Annotated in this window: 18 protein-coding genes and 1 pseudogene; 14 read left to right on the forward strand and 5 right to left on the reverse strand. The window is 60.3% G+C overall.

Annotation, left to right across the window (positions count from 1 at the left end):
* Nucleotides 1-2: 2 nt before the first annotated feature.
* On the forward strand, nt 3-1385 hold the full coding sequence (gene cysS, locus AC1UK9_RS10920) for a cysteine--tRNA ligase (RefSeq protein ID WP_482580033.1): 1383 nt from the start codon (nt 3-5) through the stop codon (nt 1383-1385).
* 172 nt (nt 1386-1557) lie between these two features.
* A complete protein-coding gene (locus AC1UK9_RS10925; protein ID WP_482580034.1) occupies nt 1558-2766 on the forward strand; it encodes an MFS transporter in 1209 nt (402 codons plus the stop codon).
* A gap of 66 nt (nt 2767-2832) precedes the next feature.
* Here AC1UK9_RS10925 and AC1UK9_RS10930 read toward each other — a convergent pair whose 3' ends face one another.
* Nucleotides 2833-3705: an undecaprenyl-diphosphate phosphatase gene (locus AC1UK9_RS10930; protein ID WP_025108971.1), complete on the reverse strand. Its 873-nt coding sequence runs from the start codon at nt 3703-3705 to the stop codon at nt 2833-2835.
* Nucleotides 3706-3957: 252 nt separating this feature from the next.
* On the reverse strand, nt 3958-5805 hold the full coding sequence (locus tag AC1UK9_RS10935; RefSeq protein ID WP_482580035.1) for a sigma-54-dependent Fis family transcriptional regulator: 1848 nt from the start codon (nt 5803-5805) through the stop codon (nt 3958-3960).
* A 387-nt stretch (nt 5806-6192) separates the two neighbouring features.
* On the opposite strand from AC1UK9_RS10935, the gene AC1UK9_RS10940 reads away from it, so the two are divergent.
* The 6 genes from AC1UK9_RS10940 to AC1UK9_RS10965 are packed head-to-tail and all read left to right on the forward strand — an operon-like array spanning nt 6193 to nt 12148.
* Nucleotides 6193-7287 (forward strand): ABC transporter ATP-binding protein, encoded by a 1095-nt coding sequence (locus AC1UK9_RS10940; protein WP_025108973.1) that lies wholly within the window; start codon nt 6193-6195, stop codon nt 7285-7287.
* Nucleotides 7287-8402: an ABC transporter ATP-binding protein gene (locus AC1UK9_RS10945; protein WP_025108974.1), complete on the forward strand. Its 1116-nt coding sequence runs from the start codon at nt 7287-7289 to the stop codon at nt 8400-8402. Before AC1UK9_RS10940 ends, AC1UK9_RS10945 begins: the two co-directional genes overlap by 1 nt.
* Nucleotides 8399-9265: a carbohydrate ABC transporter permease gene (locus AC1UK9_RS10950; RefSeq protein ID WP_007961995.1), complete on the forward strand. Its 867-nt coding sequence runs from the start codon at nt 8399-8401 to the stop codon at nt 9263-9265. Before AC1UK9_RS10945 ends, AC1UK9_RS10950 begins: the two co-directional genes overlap by 4 nt.
* Before the next feature lie 9 nt (nt 9266-9274).
* Complete coding sequence (locus tag AC1UK9_RS10955; protein ID WP_025108975.1) at nt 9275-10075, forward strand: carbohydrate ABC transporter permease; 801 nt, start codon at nt 9275-9277, stop codon at nt 10073-10075.
* 10 nt (nt 10076-10085) lie between these two features.
* Nucleotides 10086-10358 (forward strand): DUF2160 domain-containing protein, encoded by a 273-nt coding sequence (locus AC1UK9_RS10960; protein ID WP_025108976.1) that lies wholly within the window; start codon nt 10086-10088, stop codon nt 10356-10358.
* Nucleotides 10359-10405: 47 nt separating this feature from the next.
* Nucleotides 10406-12148, forward strand: a complete 1743-nt coding sequence (locus tag AC1UK9_RS10965) for an ABC transporter substrate-binding protein (protein WP_482580039.1) — start codon at nt 10406-10408, stop codon at nt 12146-12148.
* Between the two features lie 640 nt (nt 12149-12788).
* Here AC1UK9_RS10965 and AC1UK9_RS10970 read toward each other — a convergent pair.
* Together AC1UK9_RS10970 and AC1UK9_RS10975 are read right to left on the reverse strand one after the other, a co-directional pair.
* On the reverse strand, nt 12789-14222 hold the full coding sequence (locus AC1UK9_RS10970; RefSeq protein ID WP_482580041.1) for a heavy metal sensor histidine kinase: 1434 nt from the start codon (nt 14220-14222) through the stop codon (nt 12789-12791).
* Entirely contained in the window at nt 14219-14893 is a 675-nt protein-coding gene (locus AC1UK9_RS10975; protein ID WP_482580043.1) for a heavy metal response regulator transcription factor, read from the reverse strand. Before AC1UK9_RS10975 ends, AC1UK9_RS10970 begins: the two co-directional genes overlap by 4 nt.
* A gap of 411 nt (nt 14894-15304) precedes the next feature.
* Here AC1UK9_RS10975 and AC1UK9_RS10980 point away from each other — a divergent pair, with 411 nt between their 5' ends.
* From AC1UK9_RS10980 to AC1UK9_RS11005, 6 genes and pseudogenes are all read left to right on the forward strand, one after another.
* Entirely contained in the window at nt 15305-16552 is a 1248-nt protein-coding gene (locus AC1UK9_RS10980) for a TolC family protein (RefSeq protein WP_473015213.1), read from the forward strand.
* A gap of 48 nt (nt 16553-16600) precedes the next feature.
* Nucleotides 16601-17794, forward strand: coding sequence for an efflux RND transporter periplasmic adaptor subunit (locus AC1UK9_RS10985; protein WP_482580045.1), 1194 nt, complete (start codon nt 16601-16603; stop codon nt 17792-17794).
* 15 nt (nt 17795-17809) lie between these two features.
* A complete protein-coding gene (locus AC1UK9_RS10990) occupies nt 17810-20959 on the forward strand; it encodes a CusA/CzcA family heavy metal efflux RND transporter (RefSeq protein ID WP_482580047.1) in 3150 nt (1049 codons plus the stop codon).
* A 223-nt stretch (nt 20960-21182) separates the two neighbouring features.
* Nucleotides 21183-21386, forward strand: coding sequence for a co-regulatory protein PtrA N-terminal domain-containing protein (locus tag AC1UK9_RS10995; protein WP_108182327.1), 204 nt, complete (start codon nt 21183-21185; stop codon nt 21384-21386).
* Between the two features lie 78 nt (nt 21387-21464).
* Complete coding sequence (locus tag AC1UK9_RS11000) at nt 21465-21797, forward strand: co-regulatory protein PtrA N-terminal domain-containing protein (protein WP_025108986.1); 333 nt, start codon at nt 21465-21467, stop codon at nt 21795-21797.
* 141 nt (nt 21798-21938) lie between these two features.
* A pseudogene (locus tag AC1UK9_RS11005) lies at nt 21939-22088 on the forward strand (DUF6124 family protein); the annotation flags it as partial.
* Between the two features lie 214 nt (nt 22089-22302).
* Here the strand turns inward: AC1UK9_RS11005 and AC1UK9_RS11010 are convergent.
* Nucleotides 22303-23628 carry an OprD family porin gene (locus AC1UK9_RS11010; RefSeq protein ID WP_482580050.1) on the reverse strand — a complete coding sequence of 442 codons (1326 nt, stop codon included), beginning with the start codon at nt 23626-23628 and terminating at the stop codon, nt 22303-22305.
* Between the last annotated feature and the right edge of the window lie 114 nt (nt 23629-23742).

The raw sequence follows: 23742 nt of genomic DNA on the forward strand, positions 1-23742 counted from the left end.
TCGTGCTTTCGATCTACAACACGCTCACCAAGAGCAAAGAAGTCTTCAAGCCGCTGGATGGCAACAAGGTGCGCATGTACGTCTGCGGGATGACCGTGTACGACTACTGCCACCTGGGCCACGGCCGCAGCATGGTCGCGTTCGACCTGGTGACCCGCTGGTTGCGGTTCAGCGGTTATGACCTGACCTACGTGCGCAACATCACCGACATCGACGACAAGATCATCAACCGGGCCAACGAGAACGGCGAGTCGTTCGAAGCGTTGACCGAACGCATGATCGCGGCGATGCACGAAGACGAAGCGCGCCTGAACATCAAGAAGCCGGACATGGAGCCGCGCGCCACGGATCACATTCCGGGCATGCACGCGATGATCCAGACCCTGATCGACAAGGGTTACGCCTACGCCCCGGGCAATGGCGACGTGTACTACCGCGTCGGCAAGTTCATGGGCTACGGCAAGCTGTCGCGCAAGAAGATCGAAGACCTGCGCATCGGTGCGCGGATCGAGGTCGACGAAGCCAAAGAAGATCCGCTGGACTTCGTGCTGTGGAAAGGCGTCAAGCCGGGCGAACCGAGTTGGGAATCGCCGTGGGGCGCCGGGCGTCCGGGCTGGCACATCGAGTGCTCGGTGATGTCCACCTGCTGCCTGGGTGAGACTTTCGACATTCATGGTGGCGGCAGCGACCTGGAATTCCCGCACCACGAAAACGAAATCGCCCAGAGCGAAGCGGCCTCCGGCAAGACCTACGCCAACGCGTGGATGCATTGCGGCATGATCCGTATCAATGGCGAGAAGATGTCCAAGTCCTTGAACAACTTCTTCACCATTCGCGACGTGCTCGACAAGTACCACCCGGAAGTCGTGCGTTACCTGCTGGTGTCGAGCCACTACCGCAGCGCGATCAACTACTCGGAAGACAACCTCAAGGACGCCAAGGGCGCACTCGAGCGTTTCTACCACGCGTTGAAAGGCCTGCCGAACGTTGCGCCGGCTGGCGGTGAAGCGTTCGTCGAGCGTTTCACCACGGTGATGAACGACGACTTCGGCACGCCGGAAGCCTGCGCCGTGCTGTTCGAGATGGTTCGTGAGATCAACCGTCTGCGCGAGAGCGATCTCGATGCAGCGGCCGGTCTGGCGGCGCGTCTGAAAGAACTGGCGAGCGTGCTGGGTGTGTTGCAACTGGAAGCCGACGACTTCCTGCAGGCCGGCGCCGAAGGGCGTGTCGATGCAGCCGAAGTCGACGCGCTGATCGCTGCGCGTCTGGCGGCTCGGGCTGGCAAAGACTGGGCCGAGTCCGACCGCATCCGCGACCAGCTCACCGCCATGGGCGTGGTGCTGGAAGACGGCAAGGGCGGCACGACCTGGCGTCTGGCTGACTGACTGCTGTACCTGTTACAGACAAAACCCGCCTTGTGCGGGTTTTTGTTTTTCTGCTGTTCAGGCGGTGGTTGCTTTTGCTCTGCGCGTAGGTCTTGATGTCTGACGCGGCCAACATGGGCTGCAGCCCTTGCAGCGGGATGCTGGTCGGCGACGTTTATGGAATGGAGACATCATGGCAAACCACTATCGCGAACTCCTGACAACTCCTGGTGCAACGGGGTTGGTGCTCGCGAGCGCTATCGCGCGATTGCCGCAGGCAATGATCGGCATTGGCATCATTACCATGCTGGTGGAGCAAACCGGGGTCTACTGGCTGGCCGGTGCAGTCGCCGGTACGTTTACCCTCGCCAACGCACTGATCGGCCCCTACATCTCGAAACTGGTTGATCAGCGTGGCCAAAGCCGTGTGCTGCCTGTCGTGTCGACGTTCAGCATTGGCATGTTGCTGGCGCTGATCAGCGCCGTCTACATGAGGGCGCCGGCGGCATTGCTTTTCGTTCTGGCGGCATTGGCCGGGACAATGCCAAGCATGCCGTCGATGATCAGGGCCCGCTGGACGCAATTGTTCCGGGGCAAACCGCAGCTGCACACGGCGTTCTCTCTGGATACGGTGCTGACCGAGCTCGCTTATATCATTGGCCCGCCACTGGCGATCGGCCTGAGCGTGAGCTTTTTCGCCGAAGCCGGGCCGCTTGTCGCGGTCGCGTTGCTGGCCGTCGGAGTGACGGCGTTTCTCCTGCAGCGCCAGACTGAACCCCAGGTTGTCGTGGGTCATGCGAGGCATACGGGCTCAACCCTGCGGATTCCCGGCGTTCCGACCATCGTGCTGGCGCTGTTGGCGATGGGCGCAATCGGCGGCTCAATCGATGTCGCCGTTGTAGCCTTCGCCAATGCGCAAGACTGGCCTGCTTCTGCGACCTTCATTCTCGCAGCCTATGCGTTCGGATCGCTGGTGGCGGGCCTGACGTTCGGTGCCTTGAGGGTTTCCCTGCCAATCGAAAAACAGTTCTTTATCGGCATACTGGTCACGGCCATCACAGGCGTATTACCGATGTTTTCTCCTGACGTTTATGTCCTCTCGGCGATGCTGTTTATTGCCGGCATATCGTTTGCACCCACGATGGTCGTGGTCATGAAGCTGGGGACGATCATCATCCCACCGTCAAGGATCACCGAAGGGCTGACATGGATGACCACCGGCATCAGCATCGGGGTGGCGCTTGGCGGCATGCTGGCGGGGTTGATCATCGATGCCTGCGGTGCTCGGGCAGGGTTTGGCGTATCGATTTTTGCGGGATTGGTGATGGTGTCGGTAGTGCTGATCGGGCTGCGTACATTGAGTGCCGTTTCAACCAGGAGTGTTGAGTCGGCTTACCCGTAATGTGCTGTGTGCACAGGCATTAAAAACAAAACCCGCCAAGTGCGGGTTTTGTTTTTCTCGCTCAAATCAACTCAACAGCCCGGTACTGACCGCAACGATCAGGAAAATCCCCAGCACTGCGCGGTAGATGACAAATGGCCAGGTGGAGAACTTCTCCAGAAAGCGCATCAGGCCCCAGATCGCGAAGAACGCGGAGATGCTGGCGATCACCAGACCGAAAATCAGATGCCCCCAGACTGAGGCGGGAAGGTCGGCATGGAACAGCACCCACAGCTCTTTCAGGCCCGCGAGCGCAATCGCCGGCAAACCCAGCAGGAACGAGAAGCGCGCCGCTTCTTCACGTTTGAAGTTGAGGAACAGTGCCGCCGTCAGCGTCGACCCGGAGCGCGACACCCCGGGAATCAGCGCGCCGATCTGCGCAATGCCGACGATCAGCGCATCACGCAGGCGCATTTCGCTCACCGTGCGGCGATGCCGGCAGGTGAGCTCGGCCGCAGCCAGCAGAATCGCCATGACCACGCAGGAGATCCCGATCACCATCAGTCCGCGCAGGGGCGAGTTGCAGGCATTGAGCGTCGAAGACAACGCTATGCCGGCGATACCGATGGGAATGGTTGCCAGCACGATGGCCACCGCGAGGATGAACCACTGATTGTTGAAGTCACGTTGACGCACTGCCTCGACGCTGCCGCCCACCACCTGCCTGACGTCACGCCAGAAATAACTGACCACTGCGGCCAGCGCTGCGAGCTGCATGGCAGCGGAAAACGCCGAGCCCGGATCCGGCCAGCCGAGCAGGGCCGGGACGATGCGCATGTGCGCGGTGGAGGAAACAGGCAGCAGCTCAGTGATGCCTTGAATGATGCCGAGGATGCCGATCTGCAGGTAGTCCAGAGAGGCAAAGCCGATATCAAGGCCGGTAGAACAGATGTTGGTCAAAGCACTTATCCTGTGAGAATCAGGAGGAGGGAGGTGTCTGGATCAAAGGCATGGCGAAAAGCTGAAACATTTCGTCACAGTCTAGTCGGTTCGGTCAATGGGGGCGGATTGATAGTTGTGTGGTGACGGGGCTGGCGCCTTCGCGAGCAAGCCCGCTCCCACACTGGATTTTGGGCATGTCTGACTTTTGTGTACGACATTCCCCCCTGTGGGAGCGGGCTTGCTCGCGAAGAGGCCGGTTCAGCCACCCTGTCACTCAGCCTGACGCAAGCGCTTGTAGAGGGTATTGCGACTCACCCCCAGCCGCCGCGCCAAATGCGAAATATTCCCCCCCGCCGCCAACAACTCGCGGTTCAACGCCTCGCCATCATTCAGATCAACCCCCAGCGGCTGCGCCACCTCAACCGGTTCCATCTCCAGATCGACAAAAAAATCATCCGGCAAATGCTCCGGTCGCACCGGTTGTTCCTCGGCCATCGCCAGTGCCACCTGCATCACGCTGCTGACCTGACGCAGATTGCCCGGCCACGGATGCCGGCTGAACAGCTCCAGCACCTCGTGGCTCAGGCCGGCCCATTGCGTCGGTTCGCGATGCTGCTCCCACAGGCGCTTGAACAACGCTTGCTTGTCACTGCGTTCGCGTAACGGTGGCAATTCCAGGGTCAGGCCGCCAATGCGGTAATACAGGTCCTCGCGAAACCGCCCCAATTGCACTTGCTCGCGCAGCGAACGGTTGGTCGCCGAAATGATCCGCAGGTCTACCGGGAACAAGTCGCTGCTGCCCACCGGCTGCACGCAGCGCTCCTGCAACACCCGCAACAGCCGTGCCTGAGTCGGCAGCGGCATGTCACCGATTTCGTCAAGAAACAGCGTGCCTTTGTCAGCCTTGCGGATCAGGCCGATGCTGCCTTTCTGGTTGGCGCCGGTGAATGCGCCTTTCTCATAACCGAACAGCTCCGACTCCACCAGTTCGGCGGGGATCGCCGCGCAGTTGACGGCAATGAATGCCTGTTTGCTGCGCGAGCTGGCTTGATGCAGGGCTTTGACGAAGACTTCCTTGCCGACCCCGGTTTCGCCGTGGATCAGCAACGGGATGTCTTTTTCCAGCAGCCTTTCGGCCTGGCGCACGGCTTTTTCCACGCGGCTGTCGCCGAAGTGCAGGGCGTTGAGGCTGATCGCCCCCGGCACCGTGGCAGGCGTTGGCGCGGATTTCGGTTCGGCAAAGATTCGAGGCTGAACCGGCGCCTGTTTCGGTCGCTTCAACAAGCACTGGAAGCGGTTGCGTCCAGCGGTCTGTAGAGCGAACGGCAAGCCGTCGGGCTGGTTCATCAGTTCCAGCAGCGACACGTTGAACAGGCTTTCGACACTGACCCGCGACAGGCGCACACCGAGCAGATTGTCCGCCCGGCGATTGGCCGAGAGCACCTGACCGCTCTCATCGAAAATCAACAACCCGGCCCATTGACTGTCGAGGTTGTTCAACCCTGTGTTGAAGGTCAGTTGAAAGTGCTGACCGTGGAACAGGTTGAGGATCAGCCGGTTTTCCACGGTCTGGCTCATCATCTTGACCATGCCCAACGTGTGCGAGGGCGGCAGGTAGCTGTCGCTGGACACGTCGAGCACCGCGATGACCTTGCGCTCGGCGTCGAAAATCGGTGCGGCGGAACCGGTCATGAACCGGTTGGCCTTGAGGAAATGCTCATCGTGCTCGATGTGCACCGCTTGTTCGCAGGCCAGTGCGGTGCCGATCGCGTTGGTGCCGCTGGCGCGTTCCATCCAGCTCGCCCCGGCGCTGAATCCTCGGGCCAGGTTCGGTTCGATAAAACGCTGGGTACCCCACGACGTCAGCACCTGGCCCTGATTGTCGGCGAGCATGATCAGGCAATTGGAGTTGCTCAGGATGTTCTCGTAGTACGGCAGCACTTCCTGATGGGTGGTTTGCACCAGCGAATGGTGACTGTCGAGCAATTGGGCGATACCGGAGGAAGGCAGCTGATCGAATGCCGGGACACTTTGATGCTTGAGGCCGAAGGCGCGGCAACGGGACCAGGAGTCCTGAACGATGGCCTCATGGGAAAGCGGCGGGACAGGTGCGGCCATGGCAGTGGGCCTCTGATGCAGCGATTTTTATTGTTGTTATGAACCCAAATCTCGAGAACAGCACAGATCGAAACTGTGGGAGCGGGCTTGCTCGCGAATGCGGTGTTTCAGTCAATCAACCAGTTGAATGACACACCGCATTCGCGAGCAAGCCCGCTCCCACATTTGGATCTTCAGCGGTTATGAGATCGGGTAAAAAGCGTTCATAGAGTGTTGTTCACGATTGTTCATTGTCAATCGCCCAACTGTTCAAATGTGTTCAGCAATGAACCCCCGTTCCCCTCGGTTTCGGCACTTTTCGCGACAAATCAACCACTTGCCATTTCTGGCACGAATGTCGCTCTGCTGCACAGGTCGCTTGACTCCAATAATAAAAAAGGCCGAGCCATGTCACTCACCCTGGAGCACGTCAGCCGTACCGTCGAGGGCCAGATCTGGATCGACGATGCCTGCCTGAAATTCGAACCCGGATCCTTCAACGTTCTGCTCGGCCGCACACTGTCCGGCAAGACCAGCCTGATGCGCCTGATGGCAGGTCTGGACAAGCCCGACAGCGGGCGCATCCTGATGAACGGCGTCGACGTCACCCAGCGCCCGGTGCGGTTGCGCAATGTGTCGATGGTCTATCAGCAGTTCATCAATTACCCGACCATGACCGTGTTCGAGAACATCGCCTCGCCGCTGCGTCAGGCTGGGGTCTCGAAAGACATCATTCACGGCAAAGTGCTGGAAACCGCGAAGATGCTGCGCATCGAGAAGTTCCTGCAACGCTATCCGCTGGAGCTTTCCGGCGGTCAGCAGCAGCGCACGGCGATGGCCCGGGCGCTGGTCAAGGACGCCGAGCTGATCCTGTTCGACGAGCCGCTGGTCAACCTCGACTACAAGCTGCGCGAAGAACTGCGCCAGGAAATGCGCGAGTTGTTCAAGCTGCGCCACACCATCGCGATCTACGCCACCACCGAGCCCAACGAAGCGCTGGCACTGGGCGGCACCACCACCATTCTTCACGAGGGCCGGGTGATTCAGAGCGGCCCGTCGACCTCGGTGTATCACCAGCCGCAATCGGTGCTGGCGGCGGAGTTGTTCTCCGAGCCGCCGATCAACCTGATGCCCGGGCGCATTGTCGGCAATGAAGTCAGCTTCGCCAACTTCGTGCACTTCCCGTTGAACGTCGATCTGCGCCCGGTGGGTGAGGGCGAGTTCCGCTTTGGCGTGCGCCCAAGCCATATCTCGCTGGTGCCGAGCAACGATGACGACCTGGAACTGGCGGTCACTGTCGAAGTGGCGGAGATCAGCGGTTCGGAAACTTTCCTGCATGTGCGCAACGAGCATTTCCTGCTGGTGCTGCACCTGCCCGGGGTTCACGAGTACGACGTCGATGCGCCGATCCGCATTTACATCCCGACCCACAAGCTGTTCGTGTTCGATGCGCAGGGCCGTCTGGTGCAGGCACCGGGCCTGCGTGTCGCGAGGGTTGCCTGATGGCCGAAATCCGTTTGCAGCACCTCGCCCACAGCTACAGCAAAACCCCGAGCGGGCCTGATGATTATGCGATCCGCGAGATGGATCACGTCTGGGAACAGGGCGGTGCCTATGCCTTGCTCGGCCCTTCGGGATGCGGCAAGTCGACGTTGCTCAACATCATTTCCGGCCTGCTCAGCCCCTCGCAGGGCCATGTGTTGTTCGACGGCAAAGCGGTCAACGACCTGACGCCGGAGAAGCGCAACATCGCCCAGGTGTTCCAGTTTCCGGTGGTCTACGACACCATGACCGTGTTCGATAACCTGGCTTTTCCCCTGCGCAATCAGGGCATGGCCGAGGCGAAAGTGCACAGCAAGGTGCAGGAAATCGCCGAAGTCCTCGACCTGCAAAACCTGTTGAGCAAGAAGGCGCGCAACCTCACTGCCGACGAAAAACAGAAAGTCTCCATGGGCCGTGGCCTGGTGCGCGACGACGTTTCGGCGATCCTCTTCGATGAACCGCTGACGGTGATCGACCCGCACCTGAAGTGGAAGCTGCGGCGCAAGCTCAAGCAGATCCACGAGCAGTTCAACATCACCATGGTCTACGTCACCCACGATCAACTCGAAGCCTCGACCTTTGCCGACAAGATCGCGGTGATGTACGGCGGCCAGATCGTGCAGTTCGGTACGCCCCGCGAATTGTTCGAGCGGCCCAGCCACACCTTTGTCGGCTACTTCATCGGCAGCCCCGGGATGAATCTCATCGAAGTGCAGCCGCAGCCGGGCGGGGTCGGTTTCGCTTCGACGCACCTGCCGCTGTCCGAGGCCTTGCAGCGGCATATCGAACACGGTCAGTGGAAAAATCTGAAGGTCGGCATCCGTCCTGAATTCATTCACGTCTGGGACGAGCCGTTTGACGACGCGATGCAGGCCCGGGTGGTACACGTCGAAGACCTCGGCACCTACAAGATCCTCACCCTCGACCTCGATGGTGCGCCGCTGAAGGTGCGCCTGGCGGAAGACAAACCGGTGCCGCAAGGCACGGCGTACATCAGTTTTCCGGCGCAGTGGCTGATGGTCTATGCCGACGAGTTCCTCCTGGAAGACACCGACCCTGCCGAGGTGCAGCCATGAACAAGGTACAGAACAACAAGGCCTGGTGGCTGGTGTTGCCGGTGTTCCTGCTGGTGGCGTTCAGTGCGGTGATCCCGATGATGACCGTGGTCAACTATTCGGTGCAGGACATCTTCGACCAGTCCAGCCGCTACTTCGTCGGTGCCGACTGGTACAAGCAGGTGCTGCTCGACCCGCGTCTGCACGATTCCTTGCTGCGTCAGTTCATCTACTCGGCGTGTGTGCTGCTGATCGAAATCCCGCTGGGCATCGCCGTCGCCCTGACCATGCCGACCAAGGGCCGCTGGTCGTCGGTGGTGCTGATCATTCTGGCGATTCCGCTGCTGATTCCGTGGAATGTGGTCGGCACCATCTGGCAGATCTTTGGCCGCGCCGATATCGGTTTGCTCGGGTCGAGCCTGAATGCGCTGGGCATCAGCTACAACTATGCGGCCAACACCATGGACGCCTGGGTCACGGTGCTGGTGATGGACGTCTGGCACTGGACTTCGCTGGTGGCGCTGCTGTGTTTTTCCGGGCTGCGGGCGATTCCCGACGTGTATTACCAGGCCGCGCGCATCGATCGTGCTTCAGCGTGGGCAGTGTTCCGGCACATTCAGTTGCCGAAGCTCAAGAGCGTGCTGCTGATCGCGGTGATGCTGCGCTTCATGGACAGTTTCATGATCTACACCGAGCCGTTCGTGCTCACCGGCGGCGGGCCGGGCAATGCCACGACCTTCCTCAGCCAGACGTTGACCCAGATGGCTGTCGGCCAATTCGATCTGGGACCGGCAGCGGCGTTCTCGCTGGTGTACTTCCTGATCATCCTGTTGGTCTCGTGGCTGTTCTACACCGCCATGACCCATTCCGACGCCAATCGCTGAGGCCCGGCCATGAGCAAAAGAAAGCTTATCCCGCTGCTGGTGTACATCCTGTTTCTGCTGGTGCCGATCTACTGGCTGCTGAACATGTCGTTCAAGAGCAACACCGAGATCCTCGGCGGCCTTACCCTGTTTCCGCAGGACTTCACCTGGCACAACTACAAGGTGATCTTCACCGACCCGAGCTGGTACAGCGGCTACATCAACTCGCTGTACTACGTCAGCCTGAACACGGTGATCTCGCTGAGCGTGGCGTTACCGGCGGCGTACGCGTTTTCGCGCTATCGCTTCCTGGGCGACAAGCATCTGTTCTTCTGGCTGCTGACCAATCGCATGGCGCCGCCGGCGGTGTTTTTGCTGCCGTTCTTCCAGTTGTACTCATCGATCGGGCTGTTCGATACGCACATCGCCGTAGCGCTGGCGCATTGTCTGTTCAACGTGCCGTTGGCGGTGTGGATTCTTGAAGGCTTCATGTCCGGCGTGCCCAAGGAAATCGACGAAACCGCCTACATCGACGGCTACAGCTTTCCCAAGTTCTTCGTGAAGATTTTCATCCCGCTGATCGGCTCCGGGATCGGCGTCACGGCGTTTTTCTGCTTCATGTTTTCCTGGGTCGAACTGTTGTTGGCGCGCACGCTGACCTCGGTCAACGCCAAGCCGATTGCCGCGGTGATGACGCGCACGGTCTCGGCGTCAGGCATTGACTGGGGCGTGCTGGCGGCGGCGGGGGTGCTGACCATCCTGCCGGGCATGCTGGTGATCTGGTTTGTTCGCAATCACGTGGCCAAGGGCTTTGCCTTGGGTCGGGTCTGAGGAACGCATGATGGAATGGATGAGCTGGACCACCCCCACGGCGGGGTTCTTTATCGCCATCGGCCTGTTGCTGGTGGGCATGACCACCTGGGAATTGCGCTCGCCGAGCATCCTGCGGCGAGGTTTTCTACCGATTGCCACCACCCGTGGCGATCGCTTGTTCATCGGTCTTCTCGGCAGCGCCTACCTGCATTTGCTGGTCATCGGCGCCACCGACTGGAGCATCTGGGTAGCGTCCGCGCTGTCTCTGGTGTGGCTGTTGGTTGTGATGCGCTGGGGCTAGTCGAGTCGCTCGGCAATCGTGCTCCGAAACTCTAACTGGAGGTCTCTATGTTCGATAAAAACAATAAGCTGCGACATAGCATTTCATTGGCAGCCATGCTGGCACTCAGCGGTTTGAGCGCATCTGCCTGGGCCGATGCCTACGAGGACGCTGCGAAAAAATGGATCGGCAGCGAATTCAAACCGTCCACCCTGACGGCCGATCAGCAGCTCGAAGAATTGAAGTGGTTCATCAAGGCTGCCGAGCCGTTTCGCGGCATGGAAATCAAGGTGGTTTCCGAGACCCTGACCACCCACGAATACGAGTCCAAGGTGCTGGCCAAGGCCTTCACCGAAATCACCGGGATCAAGCTCACCCACGACCTGCTGCAAGAAGGTGACGTGGTGGAAAAAATGCAGACGGTGATGCAGTCCGACAAGAACATCTACGACGGCTGGGTCAACGACTCGGACCTGATCGGTACGCACTTTCGCTACGGCAAGACTGAATCGATCACCGACCTGATGGCCAACGAAGGCAAGAACTTCACCTCGCCGACCCTCGACATCAAGGACTTCATCGGCATCTCGTTCACCACCGCGCCGGACGGCAAGATCTATCAACTGCCCGATCAGCAGTTCGCCAATCTGTACTGGTTCCGCGCCGACTGGTTTGAACGGGCGGACCTGAAAGCCAAGTTCAAGGAAAAGTACGGCTATGAACTCGGCGTGCCGGTGAACTGGTCGGCCTATGAAGACATCGCCAAGTTCTTCAGCGAAGACGTCAAGGAAATCGACGGCAAACGCGTCTACGGGCACATGGACTATGGCAAGAAAGACCCATCGCTGGGCTGGCGCTTCACCGATGCCTGGTTCTCCATGGCCGGCGGCGGCGACAAGGGCCTGCCCAACGGCTTGCCCGTGGACGAGTGGGGGATTCGCGTCGAGGACTGCCACCCGGTCGGTTCCAGCGTGACCCGCGGCGGCGACACCAACGGCCCGGCCGCGGTGTTCGCCACGCAGAAATATGTCGACTGGCTCAAGGCCTACGCACCACCGGAAGCGGCGGGCATGACCTTCTCCGAGTCGGGGCCGGTGCCGTCGCAGGGCAACATCGCGCAGCAGATTTTCTGGTACACCGCGTTCACCGCCGACATGACCAAACCCGGCCTACCGGTGGTCAACGCCGACGGCACGCCGAAATGGCGCATGGCGCCGTCGCCGCGCGGGCCGTATTGGGAAGAGGGCATGAAGCTGGGGTATCAGGACGTGGGTTCGTGGACGTTCATGAAGTCCACGCCTGAGAAACAGAAACTCGCGGCGTGGCTGTACGCGCAGTTCGTGACGTCGAAAACCGTCTCGCTGAAGAAAACCATCGTCGGTCTGACACCGATTCGTGAGTCGGACATCAACTCGCAGGCGATGACCGATCTGGCGCCGAAACTCGGTGGCCTGGTCGAGTTCTACCGCAGCCCGGCCCGCGTGCAATGGACCCCGACCGGGACCAACGTGCCGGACTATCCACGGCTGGCGCAACTGTGGTGGAGCCACATCGCGGAAGCTGCCAGCGGCGAGAAGACCCCGCAACAGGCGCTGGATGGCCTGGCCAAGGATCAGGACGCGATCATGACGCGCCTGGAACGCTCCAAGGCCCAGGCCACTTGCGCACCGAAGATGAACCCGGAACGCGACGCGCAGTATTGGTTCGATCAGCCGGGCGCACCAAAACCGAAACTGGCGAACGAGAAGCCGAAAGGCGAGACCGTGAGCTACAACGAACTGCTGAAATCGTGGGCGGATGCGCGCAAGTGATAGCGGCACTGTGAAAGGCGAACGGCACCGAAAGGTGCCGTTTTCATGTGTGCCTGATCGGCCGCCTTCGCGAGCAAGCCCGCTCCCACAGGTTTCGGCGGCGTCCACACATTTTGCGGATGACCGCGATCACTGTGGGAGCGGGCTTGCTCGCGAAGGCGGTGTGTCAGATAACAAAAAGGTGCCTGACCCAACGCCTTCGCTTGCAGGCAAGCTCCCACAGGTTTCGCGGTGTTCACAACTGCAGGGCTCACCGCCGATCACTGTGGGAGCGGGCTTGCTCGCGAATGCGATGTCTCAGATAACAAAGAGGGGACTGACCCGCCGCCTTCGCTTGCAGGCAAGCTCCCACAGGTTTCGCGGTGTTCACAACTGCAGGGCTCACCGCCGATCATTGTGGGAGCGGGCTTGCTCGCGAAGGCGGTGTGTCAGATAACAAAAAGGTGCCTGACCCGACGCCTTCGCTTGCAGGCAAGCTCCCACAGGTTTCGCGGTGTTCACAACTGCAGGGCTCACCGCCGATCATTGTGGGAGCGGGCTTGCTCGCGAAGGCGATGTCTCAGATAACAAAGAGGTGACTGACCCGCCGCCTTCGCTTGCAGGCAAGCTCCCACAGGTTTTGAAGTGTTCACAACGCCGATCATTGTGGGAGCTTGCCTGCAAGCGATGGGGGCGTTCCTGTCACCGCAGGAAAACCAAGCCTGAATACCGTCATCACCCCCGGCAGGCTCTTCACCTCGGCCACCCCCTGATGCAGGCTCATGATCGAGCGCACGATGGCCAGGCCCAGCCCGGTGCTGCCTTGCGAGCGCGAGCGGGCGCTGTCGACGCGGTAGAAACGGTCGAACAGGTGCGGCAGATGCTGAGCCTCGATGCCGGGCCCAGGATTGCTCACCAGCAGCGAGCTTTGCGTTGCACCTTGCTCGATCAGCAATGTCACGGTTTTACCGTTCGGGCAGTGTCGCAACGCATTCGACAGCAGATTTGAAATCGCCCGCTGAATCATCAGCCGATCGCCCGCCACCGTCGCGCAGCCCACCACGCTCAGGTGAATGTCCTTGTCCTGCGCCGACAGCGAAAACATCTCCGCGACCTTCGCTGCTTCATCCTCCAGCGCCACCGGCTCAAACGGCGCCAGCGCCGACGGATGGCTGACCTGCGCCAGAAACAGCATGTCCGAGACAATCCGCGCGACGCGCTCCAGCTCCTCGGTGCAGGACTCCAGCACGTCCTTGTACTCTTCGGTCGTGCGCTCGCGGGACAAGGTTACCTGCGCCTTGCCCATCAGGTTATTGATCGGCGTGCGCAATTCGTGGGCCAGATCATCGGAAAACTGCGACAACTGCTGCACGCCGGCGTCCAGCCGATCCAGCATGAAATTGATGCCTTGTGCCAGTGCGCTCAACTCCTGCGGCATGTTCACCACCGACAGTCGATGCTCCAGATCCTGGGTCGAGACCATCGCCGCCACCTTGCGGAACTCGCGCAGCGGTGCCAATCCGCGTTGCACTGCGCCCCAGGCGGTCAGGCCGATGAACACCAGCAGCAACGGCAAGGCAACCAGCGTCGAACGCAAATAGGCACTGAGCAGCGCCTGATCATGGGCATTGTCCATCGACAACAGCACCGGCACGCTGCTGCCATCCTTGAGGCGAATCAGCTTCGAGGCAGTGAGGAATCTGGCGCCTTCGGCATCGGTGCTGTCGCTGTAGGTCAGTTGATCGGTGGTCCCGCGAACAGCTCTGAGTTCCACCCGTGGATCGGTCAGCCCCGAGCCAGACTTGAGCAGCGGCGAGCGCAGATTCAAACGGTCATAAATCGTCAGTGTCAGGTTGTCGTGGCCCATCACCTGATCAAGCAGAATGTGCGGCTTGCCGCTGACTTCATTGGCATCGATGTACAGCGACAGGCTGTGTTCAACCTGCGCCATCTTCTTTTGCAGGCTGTCGCGGGACAGCGCATTGAGCTCATGGGTCAGGGCGAAATACGCCAGGATCGCCAGAAACACCACCAACATTGCGCCCAGCGTACTCACCGTCAGACCAAGGCGCATCGACAGGCTGGCGGGCTTCATTCCCGCGCCTCCAGCACGTAGCCGACACCGCGCAGGGTGTGGATCAGCTTGTGGTCGAACGGGTCGTCGATCTTTGCCCGCAAGCGGCGGATCGACACTTCGACCACGTTGGTGTCACAGTCGAAATTCATGTCCCACACCAGCGAGATGATCTGCGTACGTGTCAGCACCTCGCCAGACTGGCGCATCAACAGATGCAGCAGGGCGAATTCCTTGGTGGTCAGGTCGATGCGCTGCTCGCCACGAAACGCCCGATGTCGGCCCGGATCGAGTTCCAGATCAGCGACTTTCAGCACCTGCGGCACCGGGATGTTTTCGCTGCGGCGCATCAATGTACGCACCCGCGCCAGCAGTTCGGGAAATTCGAACGGCTTGACCAGATAGTCGTCGGCACCCAGATCCAGACCACGAATCTTGTCGGCCAGGCGCCCGCGTGCGGTGAGCATCATCACCCGCGTTGAGTGCGTGCGGCGCAGTTGTTCCAGCACGCCCCAGCCGTCGAGTTCCGGCAAGTTTACGTCGAGAATGATCAGGTCATACGTCTGCTGTTGCGCCAGATGCAAACCGTCGGCGCCATTGATGGCGTGGTCAACGACATAACCACTTTCGGTCAAACCCTGATGCAAGTATTCGGCCGCTTTAAGCTCGTCCTCGACGACAAGGATTCGCATGATCTATCACCACTTTTATTTAATGGATATTTAATTAAGGTGGTCGGGAAAGTTATTGTTTTTGTAAGAGCTTCCGGACGGATTTCAATAAGTGAATGGCATATACGGTAAAGGCTGTAGCGGCTACAGGGTCAACCAAAAAGGCCTTTAAAATGGCCATCCGCGACAGCCTGTCGCAGCTTGAGTGCGCTAAAAACATGTATTGCATTCAGGCAAGTGCTGTTCGGCAGATAACTACTGTGTATTTGTTTCCATGTGTTGCGGCAAAGCCTTTTGCACTTCGCATCCTAGAACAAAACAACTTCCGTAAACCGTGGATAACGGATTTGTAATGTTTCAGTCACCTTGTCGATAAGTTCAAAACCCTACCGTGGCGGCATCGAAAAATCCTGAACTAAAGGAAGTCTTCCATTGCCCGGTTTAATAGAACTGACGGCGCGATCACGCCTGAAAAAAACCGCCAGCGGGCTCTTGTTGCTGGTCGGCAGCAGCCTGGCCAGCGCATCGACCCTGACCCTGGATCAAGCCCTGCAAAGCGCCTTCGCCGGCAACCCGGATCTGGCCGCCGCGCAATGGGAAATCGGCATTGCCGAGGGCGACCGCAAGCAGGCGGGCCTGATTCCCAACCCCGAAGTTTCCTGGGAAGCCGAAGACACCCGGCGCAACTCGCGCACCACCACAGTGATGCTCAGCCAGCCGATTGAGCTGGGCGGCAAACGCGGCGCCCGCATCGACGTCGCCAGCCGCGCGCAGGATGCTGCCGGCATCGAGCTGGAGCGCAAGCGCAACGCCTTGCGTGCCGATGTGATTCAAGCCTTCAACAGCGCGCAAACTGCGCAGCAACGTCTGCAGCTGTCGCGCCAGTCATTGCAACTGGCCGAGCACGGATTGCGTGTGGCCCAAGGGCGCATCGAGGCCGGCAAATCGTCGCCGGTCGAAGGCACGCGAGCACAGGTGCAGCTTTCTGAAGTGCGCCTGGAACTGAGTCGCGCCGAGCGCGATCAGGCCAACGCCTATCAGCAACTGGCGCAGGTCATGGGCGCACCGTTGCCGACTTCGACCAACGTGCAGGCCGCCACACAAAACCTCACCAGTGTGCCGCCGCCGACCCGTTTGCTCGAGCGTTTGAACGAGACTGCCGAACTGCGTCTGGCGAAGTTGCAGATCGACCAGCGCGAAGCGTCGCTGGGCCTGGAAAAGTCCCAGCGCATTCCCGACCTGACCGTGAGCATCGGCAGCCAGTACAGCGAGACCGAGCGCGAGCGGGTCAACGTGGTCGGGCTGTCGATGCCGATTCCGCTGTTCAACCGCAATCAGGGCAACGTCCTCGCGGCTGCACGCAGAACCGATCAGGCGCGCGATCTGCGCAACGCCACCGAGCTGCGCTTGCGCACCGAAATCCAGACCAGCCTCGAGCAATGGCAGACCGCCAACGGCGAAGTCAAAGCGTTCAACCAGACCATCCTGCCCGCCGCGCAAAGTGCGGTGGACAGCGCCACGCGCGGCTTCGAAATGGGCAAGTTCGGTTTCCTCGACGTGCTCGATGCCCAGCGCACGCTGATCGCCGCCCGCAGCCAATACATCCAGGCCGTCAGCGAGGCGACCGACGCTCGCGTGCGCATCGAACGGATCTTCGGCGACCTCAGCGTCCGCCCTTGAATTTCACTTTCAGACAACTGCGCGATGGCACGGCGCAGAGGAGTTTCCATGGACAAAAGACTGATGGTTGTCGCGGTGGCGACGTTGGCATTGGGCATCGGCATCGGCGCGATGTGGCCGGCCTCGAGCAATATCGAAGCGCACGCCGACGAGGCTTCCGAACACGCTGATCACGCCGAGGAAGGCGCTGCGGCCGACGGCGAACATGACGAAGAAGGGCACATCGAACTAAGCACCGAGCAGATCACTGCCGCAGGCATTCAACTGGCCGAGGCGCGGGCGCAGAGCATCAGTCTCGGCCTGTCGTTCCCCGGCGAAGTGCGCTTCGACGAGGATCGCACGGCGCATGTCGTGCCGCGAGTGCCAGGGGTGGTCGAGTCGGTGGCGGTCAACCTCGGGCAATCGGTGAAAAAGGGCCAGTTGCTGGCGGTGATCGCCAGTCAGCAGATCTCCGATCAACGCAGCGAACAGGCTGCCGCGCAACGGCGTCTGGTTTTGGCGCGGACTACCTACGAACGCGAGAAAAAGCTGTGGCAGGACAAAATCTCCGCCGAGCAGGATTTCCTGCAGGCGAAGCAGGCGCTGGAAGAGGCGGAAATCGCCATGAACAACGCCCGACAGAAAATCAGCGTGCTCAGCGGCAGCGTGGTCGCCACTGGCGGCAATCGTTACGAACTGCGCGCACCGTTCGACGGCGTGGTGGTGGAAAAACACCTGACGCCGGGGGAGGTGGTCGATGAGACCACAGCAGCGTTCACCCTTTCGGATCTGTCGCGGGTGTGGGTCACCTTCGGTGTTTCGCCCAAGGATCTGAACAAAGTGCAGGTGGGCAAACCGGTCACCGTCAGCGCTGCGGAATTGAAAGCCGAGGTCACCGGCACCGTGGCCTATGTGGGCAGCTTGCTTGGCGAACAGACCCGTACCGCGACTGTTCGCGTCACCCTGGAAAACCCGCAAGGCTCGTGGCGCCCGGGGCTGTTCGTCAGCGCGCTGGTCGCCACCGACAGCCGTCAGGCAAAAGTCGCCGTGCCGGAAACCGCGATCCAGACCGTCGAGGACAAACCCACGGTATTCGTGCGCACCGACGATGGCTTCAAGGCGCAAGCGGTGGAGCTGGGCAGTCGAGCCGCCGGTTTAGTGGAAGTCACTCAAGGGCTGGACGCCGGCGCGCAAGTCGCCAGCGCTGGCAGCTTCGTTCTCAAGTCGGAGCTGGGCAAAGCCTCAGCCGAGCACAGTCATTAATTCTGGAAGGTCCTCATGTTCGAACGCCTGATCCAGTTTGCCATCGAGCAGCGCATCATCGTGCTGCTCGCCGTTCTGCTCATGGCCGGCCTCGGCATCGCCAGTTATCAAAAGCTGCCGATCGACGCCGTGCCCGACATCACCAACGTCCAGGTGCAGATCAATACCGGCGCCGCCGGATTCTCACCGCTGGAAACCGAGCAGCGCATTACCTTTGCGATTGAAACCGCGATGGCCGGTTTGCCGGCGCTGGAGCAGACTCGTTCGCTGTCGCGCTCCGGGCTGTCGCAAGTGACGGTGATCTTCAAAGACGGCACCGACCTGTTCTTCGCCCGCCAACTGGTCAACGAGCGTCTGCAGATCGCCAAGGAGCAATTGCCCGAAGGCGTGGAAGCGATGATGGGGCCGATTTCCACCGGCCTCGGCGAGATCTTCCTGTGGACGGTGGAAGCCAAGGAAGGTGCTCTCAAGGATGACGGCAGCGCCTACACGCCGACCGATCTGCGGGTGATTCAGGACTGGATCATCAAGCCGCAACTGCGCAACGTGCCTGGCGTGGCCGAGATCAACACCATCGGTGGCTTTGCCAAGGAATACCAGATTGCGCCTGATCCGAAACGCCTGGCCGCGTACAAACTCACGCTCACCGATCTGATCACTGCGCTTGAGCGCAACAACGCCAACGTCGGCGCAGGTTATATCGAGCGTAGTGGCGAGCAGTTGTTGATTCGCGCCCCAGGCCAAGTCGCGAGCACCGAGGACATCGCCAACATCGTCATGGCCAATGTCGACGGCACGCCGATCCGGGTGAAGAACGTCGCCACCGTGGAAATCGGTCGTGAACTGCGCAGCGGTGCGGCCACGGAAAATGGTCGCGAAGTGGTGCTTGGCACGGTGTTCATGCTGATCGGCGAGAACAGTCGCACAGTGTCGCAAGCGGTCGCGAGCAAGCTTGAACAGATCAACAAATCCCTGCCGCAAGGCGTGATCGCTGTACCGGTGTACGACCGCACGCACCTGGTCGATAAAGCCATCGCCACGGTGAAAAAAAACCTCGTCGAAGGCGCGATTCTGGTGATCGCGATTCTGTTCCTGTTCCTCGGCAACATCCGTGCGGCGCTGATTACCGCGATGGTGATTCCGCTGTCGATGTTGTTCACCTTCACCGGCATGTTCAGCAACAAGGTCAGTGCCAACCTGATGAGCCTGGGTGCGCTGGACTTCGGCATCATCGTCGATGGCGCCGTGGTGATTGTCGAAAACACCCTGCGCCGCCTGGCCCATGCGCAGCAGCATCACGGGCGATTGCTGACCCGTGCCGAGCGTTTCAAGGAAGTCTTTGCGGCGGCGAAAGAGGCGCGGCGTCCGCTGATTTTCGGCCAGTTGATCATCATGGTGGTGTACCTGCCGATCTTCGCCCTGAGCGGTGTCGAAGGGAAAATGTTCCATCCGATGGCGTTCACCGTAGTCATCGCATTGCTCGGTGCGATGTTGTTGTCGGTGACCTTCGTGCCGGCGGCGATTGCGTTGTTCGTGACCGGCAAGGTCAAGGAAGAAGAGGGCGCGGTGATGCGTGGCGCACGTCGTGTGTACGCACCGGCGTTGGGCTGGGTCATGGCGCATCGCACGGTGGCTGTGGGCGCGGCGTTGGGCGTGATCGTGTTCAGCGGCGTGTTGACCAGTCGCATGGGCAGCGAGTTTGTACCGAGCCTCAGCGAGGGTGATTTCGCCCTGCAAGCCTTGCGCGTACCGGGCACCAGCCTGACGCAATCGGTGGACATGCAGCAGCGTCTGGAAAAGTTGATTCTGGCCAAAGTGCCGGAGGTCGAACGCGTCTTTGCCCGAACCGGCACCGCGGAAATCGCTTCCGATCCGATGCCGCCAAACATCTCCGACAGCTACGTGATGCTCAAGCCCAAGGATCAATGGCCGGACCCGGGCAAGTCCCGCGAAACCCTGATGGCCGAACTGCAAGCGGCCGCCGCGACGCTGCCGGGCAGCAACTATGAACTGTCGCAGCCGATCCAGCTGCGCTTCAACGAACTGATCTCCGGCGTGCGCAGCGATGTCGCGGTGAAGGTGTTCGGTGATGACATGGACGTGCTCAACGCCACGGCGGCGAAGATCGCGGCGGCGATGCAGAAGGTCACCGGCGCCTCTGAAGTGAAGGTCGAGCAGACGAGCGGGCTACCGGTGCTGACCATCAACATCGACCGCGACAAGGCCGCGCGTTATGGCCTCAACGTTGGCGATGTGCAGGACACCATCGCCGTGGCGGTGGGCGGGCGTCAGGCCGGCACCTTGTACGAGGGTGATCGACGTTTCGACATGGTGGTGCGTTTGTCCGATGCCATGCGCAAGGACATCGACGGTTTGTCGGCGCTGTTGATTCCGGTACCGGCGCTGAGCGGCGCGGCGAACCAGATCGGGTTTATCGCACTGAAGGACGTCGCCAGCCTCGACCTGGTGCTCGGGCCGAATCAGGTCAGCCGTGAAAACGGCAAGCGTCTGGTGATCGTCAGCGCCAACGTTCGTGGGCGCGATATCGGCTCGTTCGTCAGCGAGGCCGCTGAGGTGATCGAACGCGACGTGCAAGTCCCGGCCGGTTACTGGACCAGTTGGGGCGGGCAGTTCGAGCAACTGCAATCGGCGGCCAAGCGCCTGCAGATTGTGGTGCCGGTGGCGTTGCTGCTGGTGTTCGGCTTGTTGTTCATGATGTTCAACAACCTCAAGGACGGTTTGCTGGTGTTTACCGGGATCCCGTTTGCCTTGACCGGCGGCGTGATGGCGCTGTGGCTGCGCGATATTCCGTTGTCGATATCGGCGGGCGTCGGGTTTATTGCCTTGTCCGGGGTGGCGGTGCTCAACGGCCTGGTGATGATTGCGTTCATTCGTAATCTGCGTGAGGAAGGGCGGTCGCTGGCGGATGCGATTAATGTCGGCGCGCTGACACGATTGCGCCCGGTGTTGATGACCGCGCTGGTGGCGTCGCTGGGCTTTATTCCGATGGCGCTGGCGACGGGTACGGGGGCCGAAGTGCAGCGACCGCTGGCCACCGTAGTGATCGGCGGAATCCTGTCCTCCACGATCCTCACGTTGCTGATCCTGCCCGCGCTCTATCAACTTGCCCACCGCCGGGATGAGGATCCGCTTCTCACTCAGTAGGTGATTTCCCCTGTGGGAGCGGGCTTGCTCGCGAAGAGGCCGTGTCAGTCGACATCAATGTTGAATGCCACACCGCCTTCGCGAGCAAGCCCGCTCCCACCGTTTTTTGTCTGGTCTGGAACCTGTGCCAGGCACATTACGGATATGTAATTTCCACGCCACCGTCACGAAAGGTTCGGATTGTTACCTTGATCCCGTCAGTTACTTAAACGAGGAATCAAAGATGAAGATCGTACAGATGGGTGCTTTTGTAGTGGCGTTGGCGATGTCTTCCCTGGTCATGGCTGAAGGCGGCGGCGACCGCACATTCGACCGGATGATGACCAACAACGACCGCTCCATGGAGCTGTTCGTGGCCAAGGAAAAAGCCGCCGGCAACCCGGTGGTGGTCAATGAAAAAGCCGTCGACAACAGCAAGAGCCTGTAAGCGACAGCACTTGATCAAGCCCGTCATCGCGCATCGATGCTGGGCTTTTTTTTAAGCCTGGGTGGGAAGGAAATGGATATGAAAATGCTCAAGTTGATCGCGTTCGCCGGTGTCATGGCGATGTCTTCTCTGGTCATGGCCGAAGGCGGCGGTGACCGCACCTTCGAGCGCGCCTTCAGCGCCAACGCCAAAGCCATGGAGCAATACGCCGCCGAGCAAGGCAAAGCGGCGCCAGTGGTGAAGGACTACGAATACGGCATGAAGCTGGACGTGGTGAAAATCGTCAGTGTGGTGAAGCCGCAGCCAGGTTGCGCGGTGGTCCCGACGGCCATGACCTACGAGGATTCGAAAGGACAGCTCAATACGCTCAAGTACAGCGTGGCGGGTGTGTGCCGCAACAGCGGTGGCTGAGGACGCACACGTTGCGTATTTCAATTCGGAATGTTTAAAACTTGTGTGGGAAATGCTGAGCTTTCCCACACAAGTTTTCAGGTTGCCCGTCGGACATCCGCTCTCTACCCAATGTTCCAACCTGCGTACAACTTCCCCCTTTCCTTCGCCTCGGCCACGGTGATGCTCGGCGACTTTGCTGCGTTGCTGGAAGGCACGCATTGCAAGACGCTGCTCGGCATCGCCCAAGTCGTCATGCTCGGCGAACTGGCGGTGAACAAGGCACTGGATAACGTCAATCCTGCCGCATAACTCGGTGGGAGCGGGCTTGCTCGCGAAAGCGGTGTGTCCATTCAATATTGATGTCGACTGACACGGCCTCTTCGCGAGCAAGCCCGCTCCCACAGGTATCTGCGGTGTGATATCGATCGGGGCACAAAAAAGGCGTCCCGAAGGACGCCAAAAATTCACCTCTGACCAAAGGAGCAAGGAGCTTCTAAAAGGTGAATGGTATTGCTCGTTAAACTCAGAGAATCGCCAGCGGGTATTCGACGATCACGCGTACTTCATCCAGGTCGGATTCGAACGCCGTGGCGCGGGTGGTGGCCTGACGCAGGCGCAGCGACAGGTCTTTCATCGAACCGCTTTGCACCACGTATTTGACTTCGACATCCCGCTCCCAGCGCTTCTGGTCGGTCAGCGGATTACCCTCGGCATCGCGGCGCATGTACACGGCGTTGGCGTTGGAATAGTCCGCGTCAGTGCCGCGTGCGTAGCGGGTCATGAAGGACAAACCGGGTACGCCGTACGCGGTCATGTCGAGGTCATAACGCGCCATCCATGAACGTTCTTTCGGCGAGTTGAAGTCGCTGTACTGGATGGAGTTGTCGAGGAAGATCGAGTCGGACTGGCGCAGGTAATCGAAGTCGTCGTTTCCGTTGTTGCGCTGGTGGGAGAGGGCGACGGAGTGGGCGCCGAATTTCACGCCGACACGGCCGCTCCAGATGTTGTTGTCGAACCGCCCGAGCAACTGCTTGCCTTCGTCGACAGCCTTGTAATAGTTCAGGCCAGCGAACAATGACACGTCATCGGACAGTGGATAGGTCCATGCGGTGCCGGCGTAATACTGATTCCAGGCGTCCTTGAGGCGACTGGAATAGAGGCTGAAGCTGAGGTTCTTGTTCAGCGCATAATCGCCACCGCCGTAAGCGATCCACGGCGAATTGACCGGGCCTGCGTAGAAGGTTGCGAAGTTCTCGCGCATGTCGCTGGAAACCGGTTGGCTCATCGCGTGCAAGCGCCCGCCCTGAACCGACAGGCCTTCGATGCTGGTGTTGGTTGCCGTCACACCGCGAAAGCTTTCCGGCAACAAGCGTGAGTCACCTGCTGCAACGACTGGCGTCGCAGGGAACACATCGCCCACCTTGATCACCGTATCGAACGCCCGCACTTTCGCGGCGCCACCGACCTTGGTGTACTCGTCCCGCGCCTGGCCGTCACTGTTGACCGGCAACACATCAAACGAACTGCGGCCACCGTTGCGCCCGTCGCCGGTGTCGAGCTTCAGCCCGATCATCGCAAACGCATCGACACCCACCCCGACGGTGCCCTGGGTGAAACCGGATTCGAACTTGCTGATTACCGCATGCGCCCAGGCTTCGGAATAACCGTTGCCGGTGGGGCTGGACTGGCCGTTTCGATGATCACGATTGAAGTAGAAATTGCGGTTGAGCACCGTCAGGCTGCTGCCTTCGACAAAGCCCTCGGGCTTGTCTTCGGCAAACACCATGGACGGCCCGGAGCCGACCACCACCGCTAAAGCGGCCATCGACATTTTTTTATGGTTAACCATCAAACACTCCTTGGGATCGGCAGAGCGGGAACGTGCTTCGGCGTAAGTTTTATTGTTCGGCGGGGCAGGGCCCGCCGGCATTGGTCGCCGGGTGACATCGTTACAAGCTGCGGA

It is taken from the genome of Pseudomonas sp. AK-TSAG1-1 (genome assembly GCF_056821665.1).